The sequence below is a fragment of the Pseudomonas sp. AMR01 genome, assembly GCF_041946035.1.
GTDB lineage: Bacteria > Pseudomonadota > Gammaproteobacteria > Pseudomonadales > Pseudomonadaceae > Aquipseudomonas > Aquipseudomonas antarctica_B.
On sequence record NZ_JAUTYR010000050.1, the window covers coordinates 1 to 14774 of the forward strand.

The window sequence follows — 14774 nt, forward strand, 5'->3', positions numbered from 1 at the left end:
GTGGCTGGTTCTGGGGCTGCTACGCAGCCCAACGCGGGACAAGCCCGCTCGCCACAGAGAGATTCGCCAGCCTCTAATAGGTGTGTAGATGCTTATGCTGCGATAGGGGTGTCAGTCAGCAATCCATCGACTGACACTCCGCCATCGCAGGCAAGCCAGCTCCCACAACTGGATTGTATTCATCTCACGAAATCGTCGGAACAATCCCACATCGGCCCAAGGCCATCTCCCAGGCTGTGTATCATCCTGTCTCTTATTTCCTTGCGACCTTTCTCGATTCGCTGAGTGTTCCGGGCTATGTTTTTGAGCCAACTCAGCGGTCAATGGAGTGACAGCTCATGCACGACACCCTCCAGCAGGTCTTTGGTTATCCACAGTTTCGATTGGGCCAGGAAGACGTGGTCAGCGCAGTGCTGGCCGGTCGTTCGGCGGCTGCTATTTTTCCTACCGGGTCGGGCAAGTCCTTGTGTTACCAGCTGTCGGCGGTGTTGCTGCCGCACCTGACGCTGGTGGTGTCGCCGTTGTTGGCGTTGATGCAGGACCAGCTCGGTTTTTTGAAACGCCACGGCATTTCGGCGGGCAGTATTGATTCGGCGCAGAGCCGCGAAGACGCCAATGACGTGATGGCGCGCGCCCGTTCGGGTGAGCTGAAAATCCTGATGATTTCCGTTGAGCGCTTGAAGAACGAGCGCTTTCGTAACTTCCTGCAAAGCGTGCGCATCTCGCTGCTGGTTGTGGACGAGGCGCACTGTATTTCCGAGTGGGGCCATAACTTCCGTCCGGACTATTTGAAGCTGCCGGACTACCAGCGTCAGTTCAATATCCCACAAGCGCTGCTGCTGACGGCTACGGCGACGCCAGCGGTGATTGCCGACATGCAGGCCAAGTTCGCCATTGCGCCCGATGATGTGGTTACCACGGGCTTCTACCGCGCCAATCTCAATTTGTTGGTAGAGCCGGTGGCCGGTGCGGATAAACGTCGGCGTCTGGTCGAGTGGATGAAAGAACGGGCGAATCAGCCGAGCATTGTCTACGTCACTCTGCAAAAAACGGCTGAGCAGATTGCCGAGCACTTGAACCGCAACGGCATCCAGGCCGAGGCGTATCACGCCGGGTTGCCACACGATAAGCGTGAGGGTATTCAGCAGCGCTTTATGGGCGGGCGTTCCAATTGCATCGTCGCCACCATCGCGTTTGGAATGGGCATCGACAAGAGTGACATCCGTAATGTGGTGCACTTTGACCTGCCCAAATCCATCGAGAACTACAGCCAGGAAATCGGCCGCGCCGGGCGTGATGGGCAGCCGTCCGACTGCCTGGTATTGGCCAACCGCGACAGCTTGAATGTGCTGGAAAACTTTGTGTACGGCGATACGCCTGAGCAAGAGGGCATTCGCCGTGTGCTGGTGGAGTTGCAAGCGGCGCGGGGCGAGGGGCAATGGGAGTTCTTGTTGAGGTCGCTGTCAGACCACAGCAACATCCGCGAGCTGCCGCTCAAAACGTTGCTGGTGCAGCTGGAACTCAAAGGCGTGATCGCGCCGCGATACGCGTTTTATGCCGAATACCGCTTTAAATACCTGATTGAGCCTGATGTATTGCTGGCGCGGTTTTCCGGCGAGCGCCAGCAGTTTGTTGCGGCGATTATCCAGGTCTGCACGCGCGCCAGAACCTGGGCGACGGTGGATTTCGACGCGCTGTATCAGCAGCACAATGCAGAACGCAGCCGGGTGGTGAAGGCGCTGGATTACTTCCAGGAACAAGGCCTGATCGAGCTGGAAAGCAAACAGATGACAGAGGTCTACAGCCTGCTGGACACCGACTTTGACCCAAAGGTGTTGAGCGCCGAGTTATACACAGGCTTCAAGAGGCACGAGGTGACGGAGGTGGCGCGGATTCACGCCATGCTCGACCTTTTCGCCACCGAGCGTTGCCTGGGGCAGCGTTTGGCCCAGTACTTCGGCGATGAAAATGCCCCCGAGCGGTGCGGGCATTGCTCGGTGTGTCACGGCCACGTTGCGCATCTGCCGCCGCCGCCGAGTTTGCCGCCGCTTGTGGATAAAAACTTCATGGGGCTGTGCGGTGATTTTATCCACAGCCATCATGAGCTCACCAGCGATTTGCCCGGCGCCGAGCGGCTGGCGCGTTTCCTTGGGGGCATCAGTGTGCCGCTGTTTACCAAGCTGAAGGCGCGGAGCATTCCCGGTTTTTCAGCGCTGGAAGACTACCCGTACGCCGAGGTACGCGAGTGGGCAGAAGCCCATTTGAATGATCTCTAAACTCACTTTCATGAGACCTGCATATGCCTGACTCAATGCCCTTGCGCGCCGATTACCGCCACTTTCAGCCGATCATCACGCGCTGGCACGACAACGATGTGTATGGTCATGTGAACAACGTGACGTACTACAGCTTTTTCGACACGGCAGTGAATACCTACCTGATTGAAGAAGGTGGGTTGGATATTCATGACGGTGAAGTAGTGGGGTTTGTGGTGAGTTCGGCGTGTGATTACTTTGCGTCCATCGCTTTTCCGGATCGCATAGAAATCGGTCTGCGGGTTGGCAAGTTGGGTAACAGCTCAGTGCAGTACGAGTTGGCGGTGTTCAAGGCGGGGGAGGAAGACGCCTGCGCGGCGGGTAGGTTTGTGCATGTGTTTGTGGATCGGGCGTCGAACCAGCCGGTGACGATTCCGGGGATGCTGCGCGAGGCGTTGCAGCGGTTGGTGATCTAAACTTATCTCGCAGACACCGAAGGGCCAATGTGGGAGCGGGCTTGCTCGCGAAAGCGGTGGGTCAGTAAACGATATACCGACTGCCCCCGCGCTTTCGCGAGCAAGCCCGCTCCCACATTAGAATTGCAGTGTCGTCTAGAAGTTAGCGGTGATGACGGTAGTGATGCTTGTTCTTGCGGTGCCCATAAGCATGCCCGCGCCCACGATGGTCGTCACGGTCATAACGGCGGTTGTCTCGCCCGCGATAGCGACGGTCGTCGTCATCGCTCTTGTTGCCCATGTAGTTGCCCAGTGCGCCACCCGCGCCACCGCCGGCGGCTGCGCCGATCAGGCTGCCGGTAGTGCCGCCCATGCTGCGGCCCACTACGTTGCCGCCTGCCGCGCCCAATGCGCCGCCTATAGCCGCTTCGCCACGGCTGCGTTTGTCGGCGCCGACTGCGCTACCGCCCGCGCCGCCCAAGGCTGCGCCGATGGCCGAACCGGTGTTGCCGCCGACCTGCTGGCCCACAACCGAACCAAGTACCCCGCCCAATGCGCCGCCCACACCGGCTTCGGTGGTGCCACCGGCCATGGCTGCGCCACTGACCAGGCCAAGGGACAACAAGAGAATCGAGGAGAACTTCATAGAGAGACCTCAAGAGGATGACGGCGCGATCCTGAGGTTGTATCGAGATGCTGACAATCGAAATCCGACCGGTGGCAGCAGTTGTATACAACTTGCTAAGTTGCTGTTTTGTATGGGGAACTTAAGTTGTTTTTGCGAGTCTTTAACTACTTCGGGAAGGCCGCTTTTATGCAAAAGCGGCCTTTTTTTGTGCTTGCTTTTCTGTGGAGAGCGGGGTTCTTGTGGCTGGCTGGCGGGCCTGTTGTGGCGAGCGGGCTTGCCCCGCGTTGGGGCGCGAAGCGGCCCCTGGTCCGGGCACTGCATACTGACTGAAAGAATGTGGTGACTTTATTGGGGCGGCTTCGCCACCCAACGCGGGGCAAGCCCGCTCGCCACAACAAGCCCGCTCAGCACAACAGGCCCGCTCGCCACAACAGGCCTGCTCAGCACAACAGGCCCGCTCGCCACAACAGGCCTGCTCAGCACGCCAAGCCTGCTCGCCACGAGCACTTCCGCTTAGGCAGAGCGCGCCATGATCAGCCCATTGTCACTTGCTGCTTCCAGGCGAATCGCCACGAACTTCGACGTCGGCGTATGGCTGCCATCCCCGGTGCTTTCCAGTGGTACCAATGGGTTCACTTCCGGGTAGTAAGCCGCGGCCTGGCCCGCCGGAATATCAAACGCCAGCAGGGTAAAGCCCTTCACGCGGCGCTCGCGGCCGTCTTCCCACAACGACACGATGTCGGCCTTCTGCCCCGGCTTGAAGCCCAGGCGGATGATGTCGGCTTCGTTGACGAACAGTACGTCACGCTGGCCTTTCACGCCGCGATAGCGATCGTCGAGGCCATAAATGGTGGTGTTGTACTGATCGTGGGAGCGCATCGACTGCATGATCAGGTCCGGCACACGGCCCGTGGCGTGGGTGCGTTCGTGGATCAAGTCTTTGGGCAGGATGTTCGGGCGGAAGTTGGCGCGGCCTGACGGGGTATTCCAGCGGCGTGCACCGGCCGAGTTGCCCAGGTAGAAACCGCCTGGGTGTTTGATCTTCTCGTTGAAGTCCTTGAAGCCCGGAATGGTGTCGGCGATCAGGTCGCGGATGCGCCCGTAGTCGGCCACCAGCCAGTTCCAATCCACTGGCTTGCTGCCCAGGGTGGCGGCGGCAATGCCAGCCAGAATCGCCGGTTCGGACTTCATCAGTTTGGACAGCGGCTGCAGTTGGCCGTTGGAGCCGTGGACCATGCTGAACGAGTCTTCCACCGTCACCGCTTGCGGGCCGTCGGCCTGGATGTCGATGTCGGTGCGGCCCAGGCACGGCAAAATGAGCGCGTCTTTACCGTGCATCAGGTGGCTGCGGTTGAGCTTGGTGCTGATCTGCACGGTCAGGTCGCAGTTGCGCAGGGCTTCGAAGGTGCGCGGGCTGTCTGGCGTGGCTTGGGCGAAGTTGCCGCCCAGGCCGATAAACACTTTGGAGCGGCCTTCAAGCATGGCGTGAATCGCTTCGACCACGTTGTGGCCGTTTTCGCGCGGTACCTGGAACTGAAAGCGACGCTCGAGGGAGTCGAGGAACGCAACCGGTGGGCGTTCGTTGATGCCCATGGTGCGGTCGCCCTGCACGTTACTGTGGCCACGCACCGGGCACAGGCCGGCGCCGGGGCGGCCGATGTTGCCGCGCAACAGCATCAGGTTGGCGATTTCCTGAATGGTCGGCACCGAATGGCGGTGCTGGGTGATGCCCATCGCCCAGCACATGATCACGTTCTTGCTTTTGGCGTACATGCGCGCCGCTTGCTCGATCTCAACCAGGGTCAGGCCGGACTGCGCGACGATTTCATCCCATGAGGTGTCGTCGATCTTGCCCAGGTAATCCAGCACGTTGGCCGTGTGTTCGTTGAGGAAGTCGTGGTCGAACACCGCTTCTGTGCCTTCGGCCTGGGCCTGGCGTTCCCACAACAGCAGGAACTTGGCCATGCCGCGCAAGATGGCCATGTCGCCACCCAGCGCCGGGCGGAAGTAGGCAGTGTTGGTTGGCTTGTCGCCGTTGGTGAGCATTTCCAGCGGGTGTTGCGGGTGCTGGAAGCGTTCCAGGCCACGCTCTTTCAGCGGGTTGATGCACACCACTTGGGCACCGCGTTTCACCGCTTCGCGCAGCGGTTCAAGCATGCGCGGGTGGTTGGTGCCGGGGTTTTGTCCCCACACGAAAATTGCATCGGCATGTTCGAAGTCATCAAAGGTCACAGTGCCTTTGCCGACGCCCACGCTTTGCGCCAGGGCCACGCCGCTGGCTTCGTGGCACATGTTCGAACAGTCGGGGAAGTTGTTGGTGCCGTAGGCGCGCACGAACAGCTGGTACAAATAGGCCGCTTCGTTGCTGGCGCGGCCCGAGGTGTAGAACTCGGCCATGTCCGGGCTTGGCAGCGCGTTGAGGTGTTTGCCGACCAGGTCGAACGCCGCTTCCCAGCTGACGGGTTTGTAGCGGTCAGTCTCGGCGTCGTAGCGCATCGGCTCGGTCAGGCGGCCTTGGTATTCCAGCCAATAGTCGCTCTGCTCCAGCAACGCGGTGACGCTGTGCTTGGCGAAAAACGCGGCGTCCACGCGGCGCTTGGTGGCTTCCCAGTTCACCGCCTTGGCGCCGTTTTCGCAGAACTTGACCATGCCGCTTTCCGGCGAATCACCCCAGGCGCAACCCGGGCAGTCGAAACCGCCGTTCTGGTTGGTCTTGAGCATCATGCGCAGGTTCTTCAGCGCGTTGTCGCTGGTGAGCCATGCTTGCGCCACGCTGATCAGCGCGCCCCAGCCGCCAGCCGGGCCTTTGTAAGGCTTATAGCGCGGGGTTGGGGTTTGGTCGGCTTGGTGGTGCTGGCTCATGGCTGGTTCTCCATCGCAGGGCTGTAGACCCGCGGCGCACTTTTCTGCGGCAGGTGGATGAGATTGAGGTTATGCCGGCGAGCCCATTGCAGGGCGAGGCCGGTGGGCGACGACAGGCTGACCAGGGTCTGGATGCCTGCGCGCAAAACTTTTTGAATCAATTCGAGGCTGCAGCGGCTGGTAACAATCGCCAGCCCGCCGTCGGTCGGAATCTTTTGGCGGATGAGCGCGCCGATCAATTTATCCAGGGCGTTGTGCCGGCCGATGTCTTCGCGGCCCATCAGCAATTCGCCTTGACCGTCCATAAACACCGCCGCGTGCACGGCGCCGCTGTACTGGCCCAGAGGCTGAAACGCGCTGATACGTTGACGCAGTCCTTCCAGCCATTCGGCGGGCGGCAAGGGCGCGCCGGGCAGCACTTGAAGGTCTGGCAATGCTTGTTCTACGGCTTCTACGCCGCACAAACCGCAACCGCTGGTGCCTGCAAGTTGCCGGCGTTGCTGCTTGAGGTTCCAGAACGCGCGGCTGGAGATCTGCACTTGAGCGTATCTGGTAGAGCCAGAACCGCTGAATTTGAGGTCATAAATATCGCTAACGTCGGCGATAATGCCGCTGCCAATGCTGAAACCGACGATAAAGTCTTCAAGGTCCGTCGGCGTCACCAGCATCACCGCCTGGCTGATGTCGTTGTAGGCAATCGCCAACGCCACTTCTTCCGCCAACGCAGTGCTGGCGACTTCGGTGTGTTCGAGGTTGCAAAACTGATAGGTCTGGCTGGCGGCGGGCGCGGCCATTTCAGAGGCGGGCGCCGCGCAGGCTGGGCGCTTGGCGTTCATGGGGCAATACCACCGACAGAATGATCAGTGCTTAGACTAGGCGCGACAAAGGGTCGCGTCTAATTGCCAGTACTGATCCATCGATAGAGGGCGTCGATCAAGTCGCCTGCTGCGATTTCTGAAACAGTGCGAAACACGCCTCGGCCAACGCTGAGCGCGGTGCGCTGCGGCGCATGATCAGCCCCAGGCGCGCCAGCGTATGGGCGTCTTCGATGGGCTGCAGGCGCAAATGCTCGGTCAGGGCGTCGAGGCCGCCGTCCAGCGGCATCACCGCGCAGCACAGGCCGCCATGCACCGCTTGTAACAATTGATGGACCGCATCGGTTTGCAGCAGCGGTTGCGGGTTAAGGCCCCGGCTGTGGAAGTTATGGTCGATGGATTGGCGAAAGTGCATGCCGCCGGTGAGCATGCCCAGCGGCAGTTCGATCAACGCCTCCCAACTCAGCGGCGTGTCACCGAAGCTGAAAAACCGCTGGTCATAGAGCAGGCCCATGCGGGTTTCGCCCAGCGCCAGCGAGTCGAAGCGTTCGTTGTCCAAGCGCTCCAGGTAAGAAACGCCCAGGTCCAGGCGGTTGCTGGCCAGTTGCTCGAGAATTTGCTCGGAGCTGAGTGCCGACAGCTCAAAGCGCAGGCTCGGGTGCTCCTTATGCAACTGCTGCATCAACGCCAGGGGATCGAAGCTCGACAACGGCACCACGCCCAAGCGCAACGTGCCCACCAAGTTGCCGCGACACGCGGCTGCTTCGGCCAGCAAACCGTCATAGGCCGCCAGCACGGTGCGGGCCCACGCCAAAACGCGTTCGCCCGGTGCGGTAAACCCCTCAAAACGTTGGCCGCGATTGACCAGTGGAAGATCAAGCTCTTCTTCCAGGTTGCGCAGGCGCATCGACAGGGTCGGTTGGGTAATGTGGCAACGCGTCGCCGCCTGGCCGAAGTGACGGGTCTCGTCGAGGGCGATGAGGAATTTCAGCTGCTTGATGTCCATCTTCGCTCCAGGCTTATTCCAGTGACGCAGGATTCTAGCGCGTTTGCGTCTTTGGTCGGGTCGGAACCCGGTTGTGTGGGACTGGTCTAGTCTCTGGTGTCTGGAAATTAAATCCCAAGGAGAGCGAACCATGAGTCTTTTTAGTTTTGTGAAGGAAGCTGGCGAAAAGCTGAAAGATCTGTTGATGCCGGGCAATGCGGATGCGAGTGAGCAGTTGAAGGACCACATCTCCAAGGTCGGTTTGGGTAACCCTAATGTGCAGGCGACCGTTGACGGCGACAAAGTCACCGTAACCGGTGAAGTGACGACCCAGGAAGAGAAAGAAAAAATCATTCTGGCGGTCGGTAATATTGCCGGTGTCGGCAGTGTTGAAGACAAGATCACCGTATCCGGGCCTGCTGTTACCGCTGCCCGATTCGTCGTGGTGAAAAAAGGCGACACCCTGAGTGCGATTTCCCTGGCGGTATATGGCAACGCCAACCAGTACAACAAGATCTTTGAGGCCAACAAGCCGCTGCTCAAGGATGTAAATAAAATTTACCCAGGGCAGACGCTGCGTATTCCTGAGTAATACACCTTAAAGCATGTGTGAGTTGGCTTGTGTGGGAGCTGGCTTGCCTGCGATAGCATCACCTCGGTGTATTTGATAAATCGAGGTGTCTGCATCGCGGGCAAGCCCGGCTCCCACATGAGCCTGTGTTTACATAAGTTCAGAGTCCGGCGATGAGGTCGCGGTAATCGTCTACCGCTGCAAACTCCGCCGTGTCTTTTGGCCCCTTCTTGCTGTCCGGCTCTTTCACCGCCAGCAAATGCCCCACACCAAAATCCCGGGCACTGCGCAGTATCGGTAACGTGTCGTCGATGAATAGACTGCGGGCCGGGTCGAAGTGGATGTCGGCTTGCAAGGCGTCCCAGAACTGTGGGTTTTCCTTGGCGAAGCCGTAATCGTGGGAGCTGATCAACCTTTCGAAATACGGCGCCAGCTCAATGCGTTCCAGCTTCAACGACAGCGAATCACGATGCGCGTTGGTGATCAGAATCACGCGCTTGCCGGCCTTTTTGATCGCCGTCAGAAAGGTATCGGCGTCCGGCCGCAGGGCGATCAAGTGGGCGGTTTCCAGCTTGAGTTCGCGCACCGGGATGTTCAATTCCTTGCTCCAGAAATCCAGGCAATACCATTGCAACTGGCCGGCATTACGCTCGAACAGCGGCTGCAACTCCATCTCGGCCATGGCCCGGCTGACGTTATGCAGTTCGGCGTAACGCTGCGGCAGGTGCTCCATCCAGAAATGGTTGTCGTAATGCAGGTCGAGCAAGGTGCCGTCCATGTCCAGCAGGACAGTGTCGATGGCGTGCCAGGGCAAAGAGGGCATGGGGCGTTCTCATGTAAGTAAAGGTATCCGACACAGACAATCGGAAAAGCCACGGTATAGTAACCCGATCACGCCAAGGAGCCGCTTATGCGCCAGAAACCCACCGTCCTCGCCCGCGAAATTGTCGCCAGTAGCCGTTTGTTCCGCGTGGAGGAAGTGCAACTGCGCTTTTCCAATGGCGTTGAACGGACCTACGAGCGCCTGGTGGGAAGCGGTGCCGGTCACGGCGCGGTGATGATCGTGGCGATGATCGACGAAGATCACGCGTTGCTGGTGGAAGAGTATTGCGGCGGCACCGACGAATATGAGCTGTCGTTGCCCAAGGGCCTGATCGAACCCGGCGAAGACGTGCTGGCCGCCGCAGACCGCGAGCTCAAAGAGGAAGCCGGTTATGGCGCGCGGCAGTTGGAATACATCACCGAGCTGTCGTTGTCGCCGGGCTACATGAGCCAGAAAATTCAAGTGGTGCTGGCCACCGATCTGTATGAAGAACGCCTTGAAGGTGATGAGCCCGAGCCGATGCGTGTAGAGCGGGTCAACCTGCGCGAGCTGTCGCAACTGGCGCAGCACGAGCAGTTCAGCGAGGGCCGCGCGCTGGCCGCGCTGTACCTGGTAAGAGACTTGCTGACCCAAAGAGGAGCGTTTAGCGCATGAGCGAGCTGTTTTTAGGTCACCCGTTTATTGCCCCTGTGATTGAACTGGCTCGCCAGGCCGGTGAAGTGATCCTGCCGTACTGGCGCGCCGACGTGGCGGTGACTTCAAAGGCCGATGATTCGCCGGTAACGGCGGCCGATCTGGCAGCTCACCATTTGATTCTCGCCGGCCTCACGGCGCTGGACCCAAGCATTCCTGTGCTGTCCGAAGAAGACGCTGACATCGACCAGAGCGTACGCGCCGGCTGGCAGCGCTGGTGGCTGGTGGACCCGCTGGACGGCACCAAGGAATTTATCTGTGGCAGTGAAGAATTTACCGTCAACATCGCGCTGATCGAGCAGGGCCGTGTGGTGTTTGGCGTGGTGTCGATACCGACCAGCGGCCGTTGCTACTTCGGTGGCGCGGGCCTGGGCGCATGGCGCTCGGATGTGAACGAGGCGCCCAAGCAGATTCAGGTGCGCCAGACGCCTGCGGCCGGTGAAGCGTTTACGGTTGTCGCCAGCCGTCGGCACACCAGCCCTGAGCAAGAGCGTTTACTGGATGGTTTGAGCGAAGGCTTGGGTGAGTTGAAGCTGGCAAATATCGGCAGCTCGCTGAAGTTCTGCCTGTTGGCCGAGGGCAGCGCCGATTGTTATCCGCGTCTGGCACCGACCTCGCAATGGGACACGGCGGCGGCTCAGGGCGTGCTGGAAGGGGCGGGCGGCGAAGTGTTGGAGTTGAGCGGCGAGCCGTTCAGCTACCCGGCGCGGGCGTCGTTGTTGAACCCCTTCTTTTTGGCGCTGCCGGCGAGGGCCGCGTGGCGCGAGCGATTGCTGAGCCTGGCCAGATCCTGAGGTCACCGCAGATCAAAATGTGGGAGGGGGCTTGCTGTGGCGAGCAAGCTTGCTTGCGCTGGGGTGCGAAGCGCCCCCAAAAGCCCGCTCCAGCTACGCTGTCGAACGGGAGCAAGCTCCCTCGCCACAGCAAGCCCGCTCCCACAGTTGTTTTGTGTTGTGGCGTTTAGCGGTGCAGGACGTATTGGCCGGTAAAGGTGACTGCGCGCTTCTCACCACCCTCATTCACAATCCACGTGTCCAGCGTCAAACGCGCACGCCCATAGCGCTTATACGTCGCCAAAAACCGCTTCCACACCTTCTCTTCCGGCGCCTGGCAAATCACCGTCGCGTCCCGAGTGACAGGCAGCGGATAACTGATCTGCCCTTCCTGAATCACGATATGCCCGTCTTCAATCCCTTCCTCGCGTAACTGCAAATGCAGCCAGCCCCAGCCGGCCAGCACCGCGCCGCAGTAGAGGCTGCCGCCAAACATAGTGCTCTTGTGGTTGATGTTGGCTTGCAAAGGCAGGTGCAGCTGCAGTTGGCCGTGTTGCCAGTCGAGCACCTTGAGGCCCATTTCCCGGGTGAGGGGGATGTCGTGGTGAAGGATGGATTCCAGGTAACGGCTGTCGCGGCTCATGGCGGCCTCTTGGCGGTTGGGGTGGGTCATTCGTCGTCTGCGCCGTGGTTGCCGCTGTCGGCGAAGTTCAGGCCGTGCTTGCGCAGCTTGTCGTGCAGGGTTTTGCGCGGTATGCCGAGGGCTTCGGCGAGGCTGCGCACAGAGCTGTGGGGGCGAGTCAGTTCGGCGGCGATCAGGCTTTTTTCGAACTGCTCAACCTGCTCGCTCAGCCCCCCCGGCGTGGAGGTCAGAACGCCAGCGGCGGGATTGTCCGGTGTGTTGTCCAGTGCCAGCTCCAGGCCCAAGGCAAAGCGCTCGGCGGCGTTCTGCAACTCGCGCACATTGCCCGGCCAGCTGTGGCGCAGCAACAGCGCACGCTGGCCCGGTTGCAGTTCATGCAGCGGCAGGCCGTGACGGCTGCTGGCTTCGTCGGCAAAGTGCTGGAACAGCATCAACGCATCTTCACCGCGCTCGCGCAGCGGCGGAATGCGCAGCGGCGCGACGTTGAGGCGGTAATACAAGTCGGCACGAAAACGCCCCTGGTCGGCAGACTGGCGCAGGTCTTCCTTGGTGGCCGCGATGATGCGGATGTCCAGCGGGATGAGCTGATTACCGCCCAGGCGTTCCACCACCCGCTCCTGCAACAGGCGCAGCAGTTTGACCTGCACGTCCAGGCTCATGCTTTCGATTTCATCCAGGAACAGCGTACCGCCGTTGGCGAATTCGAACTTGCCGATGCGGCGTTTCTGCGCGCCGGTGAATGCGCCGGGCTCATGGCCGAACAGCTCGCTCTCCACCACTGATTCGGCCAGGGCGCCTGCGTTGATCGCCACAAATGGCCCACTGCGGCGGCTCGACAGGTCGTGCAGCGCGCGAGCGACAACCTCTTTGCCTGCGCCGGTTTCACCCAGAATCAGTACATCGGCGCGGGTCGCGGCCAGGGCGCCGATTTGCTCGCGCAGGCGCAGCATTTGCGGTGAATGGCCGACCAAACGGGTGCTTAATTGCTGGCGATCGCTGAGGGCCAGGCGCAGGCTGCGGTTGTCCAGCACCAGGCGGCGCAGGGCGAGGGCGCGGCGCACGCTGTCGAGCAGGGCGTCGCTGGCGAAGGGTTTTTCGAGGAAGTCGTAGGCGCCGGCCCGCATGGCCTGCACCGCCAGTGGCACGTCGCCGTGGCCGGTAATCAGCAGCACCGGCAGCTCCGGGTCCTGGCCGTGCAGTTCGGCAAGCAGCTCCAGGCCGTCCATGCCGGGCATGCGAATGTCGCTGACCACCACGCCCGGCCAGTCCCGCGACAGGCGCGCGGTGAGGCCGGTGGCTTCGCCCAGGGTCAGGACTTTCAGCCCGGCCAGGTCCAGGGTCTGGCACAGGGCCTGACGCAGGTGCGGATCGTCGTCGATCAACACCACCTGAATCCCGTTATCGATACTCATACACTGCGGTCCTCGGACGGTTGCAAACTGACGCCCGGCGAGCCGGCACGCAATTTCAAGGTTAACAGCGCACCACCTTCCTTGCTGTTGGCGAACAGCAACTCGCCGCCAAAGGCGCGCATCAAGGTGTCACAGATTGCCAGGCCCAGCCCAAGGCCCTGGGTGCGCGTTTTGGTGGTGTAAAACGGCTCGCTGGCGCGGCCCAGGGCTTCCATGCAAAAGCCCGGGCCGTTGTCGCGAATGTAGAGGTTCACGCCCTGTTCGGTGGTTTGGGCACTCAGCCAGAGTTTGCGCGGCGGGCCTTTTTCGGTGAGGGCGTCGAGGGCGTTGGCCAGCAGGTTGCCGAGCACCTGGCGCAGGCGGGTTTCGCCGGCCTGTACCCACAGTGTTGCTTCCGGCAGGTCGCGGATCAACTCGACTTCCATCGAGCGCCGCCGCTTGGCCAGCAACGCCAATGCATCGTCCAGCGCCGGTTGCAGCGCCACGCTTTCTGGTGCATGGCGATCGCGGCGGGCGAAGGCGCGCAGGTGCGCAATGATCGAGGCCATGCGCCCGGTCAGCTCGCTGATCAGCTTGAGGTTGCCGCGAGCGTCGTTGGTGCGCTCATGGTCGAGCAAAATTTCGGCATTTTCCGCGTAGCTGCGAATCGCCGCCAACGGCTGATTCAGCTCGTGGCTGATACTCGCCGACATGGTGCCCAGCGCCGACAATTTACCCGCCTGCACCAAATCATCCTGGGCGCGCACCAGCTCCTGCTGGGCATGTTCGCGCTCCAGCACTTCCTGCTTCAGGCGCCGGTTAAGCCCCTCGAGGTCGCTGGTCCGCTCGACCACGCGCGCTTCCAGTTCCCGACGCGCCCTGGCTTCAAAGGCGATGCGTTCCAGGTAATGCCGACGGCGCTGCATTATCAGGCCCAGCAACAGCATCACCACCAGCAACGTGGCGCCACCCACGGCGACCACAGTGCGTACCGGGCGGTTGATCAGCGAGCGCGGCGCAAGAATCTCGACGTTCCAGCCGGTTTCGGCAATGGCGGTGGATTGGCGCAGCCAGGCGCTGGAACTCAGCGTCAATGGCTGCGGGTCGCGGGTCGGGTAGGGCTGGATCGCAATGATCGCCTGGCGTTCTTCGGCCGTCAGCGGCCGGGTGGCGCGAAATCGCCATTGCGGGCGCGAGGTGAGGATCACCACGCCATTGTGGTCGGTCACCAGCAGTTGTTCGGGTGTGTTGCCCCACAGGCTTTCGGTGTGGTCCAGGTCAACCTTGACCACCAGCACGCCGATGACTTTGTCGCCATCGCGCACGGCGGCGGCGAAGAAGTAGCCGCGCTTGGCTGAGGTGGTGCCCAGGCCGAAAAATCGCCCCAGGCGCCCGGCCATGGCTTCACTGAAATACGGGCGGAACGAGAAATTGCGGCCCACAAAGCTGTCTTGTTTGTCCCAATTCGAGGCCGCGAGGGTTTTGCCCGTGGTGTCCATCAGGTACATCACTTCCACCCCGGCCTGGGCGGCGACGTCTTTGAGCAGCAGGTTGGCGTCTGTCAAATGGGTGCTGACGTGCGGCGCGTTCAGCGCGATGCGCAGGGCGGGCAAATCGCCGAGGATCTGCGGCAGCACTTCATAGCGGTGCAAGGTGCCCAACAGGTTGGCGACGTACAGGTCGAGGGTCTGGCGGTTTTGCCCGGCCAGCTCGCTGCGGTAATAGCGCTCGGCCAAGTGCTCCAGCGGCCACAGCAGCGGCGCCAGGCACAACGCCAGGAGGGCGAGGCTGCGCCAGCGGGGTCTTCGCGGGAGGGATGGAGTCATGGGGGTCATGCGCCTGTGGGTACAGGCGCATTATGCCTAGCTCTGCTGCGCGTT

The 14774-nt window shown here is 61.2% G+C and carries 13 protein-coding genes; 5 read left to right on the top strand and 8 right to left on the bottom strand.

Features of this window, described 5'->3' with window-relative positions; all coding sequences use genetic code 11:
- Positions 1-338: 338 nt before the first annotated feature.
- Entirely contained in the window at positions 339-2276 is a 1938-nt protein-coding gene (locus Q7C20_RS24865; protein ID WP_375070921.1) for an ATP-dependent DNA helicase RecQ, read from the top strand.
- Between the two features lie 23 nt (positions 2277-2299).
- Positions 2300-2731, top strand: a complete 432-nt coding sequence (locus Q7C20_RS24870; protein ID WP_375070922.1) for an acyl-CoA thioesterase — start codon at positions 2300-2302, stop codon at positions 2729-2731.
- A gap of 142 nt (positions 2732-2873) precedes the next feature.
- On the opposite strand, the gene Q7C20_RS24875 is transcribed toward Q7C20_RS24870, so the two are convergent.
- The 4 genes from Q7C20_RS24875 to Q7C20_RS24890 form a co-directional block, all read right to left on the bottom strand.
- Positions 2874-3356, bottom strand: a complete 483-nt coding sequence (locus Q7C20_RS24875) for a glycine zipper domain-containing protein (protein WP_375070923.1) — start codon at positions 3354-3356, stop codon at positions 2874-2876.
- 495 nt (positions 3357-3851) lie between these two features.
- The gene (locus Q7C20_RS24880; protein WP_348054902.1) at positions 3852-6200 is read right to left on the bottom strand and encodes an FdhF/YdeP family oxidoreductase; all 2349 of its coding nucleotides are present in this window, start codon (positions 6198-6200) and stop codon (positions 3852-3854) included.
- Positions 6197-7036, bottom strand: coding sequence for a formate dehydrogenase accessory sulfurtransferase FdhD (fdhD, locus tag Q7C20_RS24885; protein ID WP_375070924.1), 840 nt, complete (start codon positions 7034-7036; stop codon positions 6197-6199). The genes Q7C20_RS24880 and fdhD overlap by 4 nt, the downstream gene beginning before the upstream one ends.
- A 97-nt stretch (positions 7037-7133) precedes the next feature.
- On the bottom strand, positions 7134-8021 hold the full coding sequence (locus Q7C20_RS24890) for a LysR family transcriptional regulator (RefSeq protein ID WP_348054900.1): 888 nt from the start codon (positions 8019-8021) through the stop codon (positions 7134-7136).
- A gap of 130 nt (positions 8022-8151) precedes the next feature.
- Here Q7C20_RS24890 and lysM point away from each other — a divergent pair, with 130 nt between their 5' ends.
- Positions 8152-8592 carry a peptidoglycan-binding protein LysM gene (gene lysM, locus Q7C20_RS24895; RefSeq protein ID WP_375070925.1) on the top strand — a complete coding sequence of 147 codons (441 nt, stop codon included), beginning with the start codon at positions 8152-8154 and terminating at the stop codon, positions 8590-8592.
- A 139-nt stretch (positions 8593-8731) separates the two neighbouring features.
- On the opposite strand, the gene yrfG is transcribed toward lysM, so the two are convergent.
- Positions 8732-9394 carry a GMP/IMP nucleotidase gene (gene yrfG, locus Q7C20_RS24900; protein WP_375070926.1) on the bottom strand — a complete coding sequence of 221 codons (663 nt, stop codon included), beginning with the start codon at positions 9392-9394 and terminating at the stop codon, positions 8732-8734.
- Positions 9395-9481: 87 nt separating this feature from the next.
- Between yrfG and nudE the strand changes: the two genes are divergently transcribed.
- Entirely contained in the window at positions 9482-10048 is a 567-nt protein-coding gene (gene nudE / locus Q7C20_RS24905; RefSeq protein WP_375070927.1) for an ADP compounds hydrolase NudE, read from the top strand.
- Complete coding sequence (cysQ, locus tag Q7C20_RS24910; RefSeq protein WP_375070928.1) at positions 10045-10881, top strand: 3'(2'),5'-bisphosphate nucleotidase CysQ; 837 nt, start codon at positions 10045-10047, stop codon at positions 10879-10881. The genes nudE and cysQ overlap by 4 nt, the downstream gene beginning before the upstream one ends.
- 166 nt (positions 10882-11047) lie before the next feature.
- On the opposite strand, the gene Q7C20_RS24915 is transcribed toward cysQ, so the two are convergent.
- The 3 genes from Q7C20_RS24915 to Q7C20_RS24925 are packed head-to-tail and all read right to left on the bottom strand — an operon-like array spanning position 11048 to position 14720.
- Positions 11048-11503 (bottom strand): YiiD C-terminal domain-containing protein, encoded by a 456-nt coding sequence (locus Q7C20_RS24915; protein ID WP_375070929.1) that lies wholly within the window; start codon positions 11501-11503, stop codon positions 11048-11050.
- Between the two features lie 26 nt (positions 11504-11529).
- Positions 11530-12915 (bottom strand): sigma-54 dependent transcriptional regulator, encoded by a 1386-nt coding sequence (locus Q7C20_RS24920; protein ID WP_348054894.1) that lies wholly within the window; start codon positions 12913-12915, stop codon positions 11530-11532.
- Positions 12912-14720: an ATP-binding protein gene (locus Q7C20_RS24925; protein WP_375070930.1), complete on the bottom strand. Its 1809-nt coding sequence runs from the start codon at positions 14718-14720 to the stop codon at positions 12912-12914. Before Q7C20_RS24925 ends, Q7C20_RS24920 begins: the two co-directional genes overlap by 4 nt.
- Between the last annotated feature and the right edge of the window lie 54 nt (positions 14721-14774).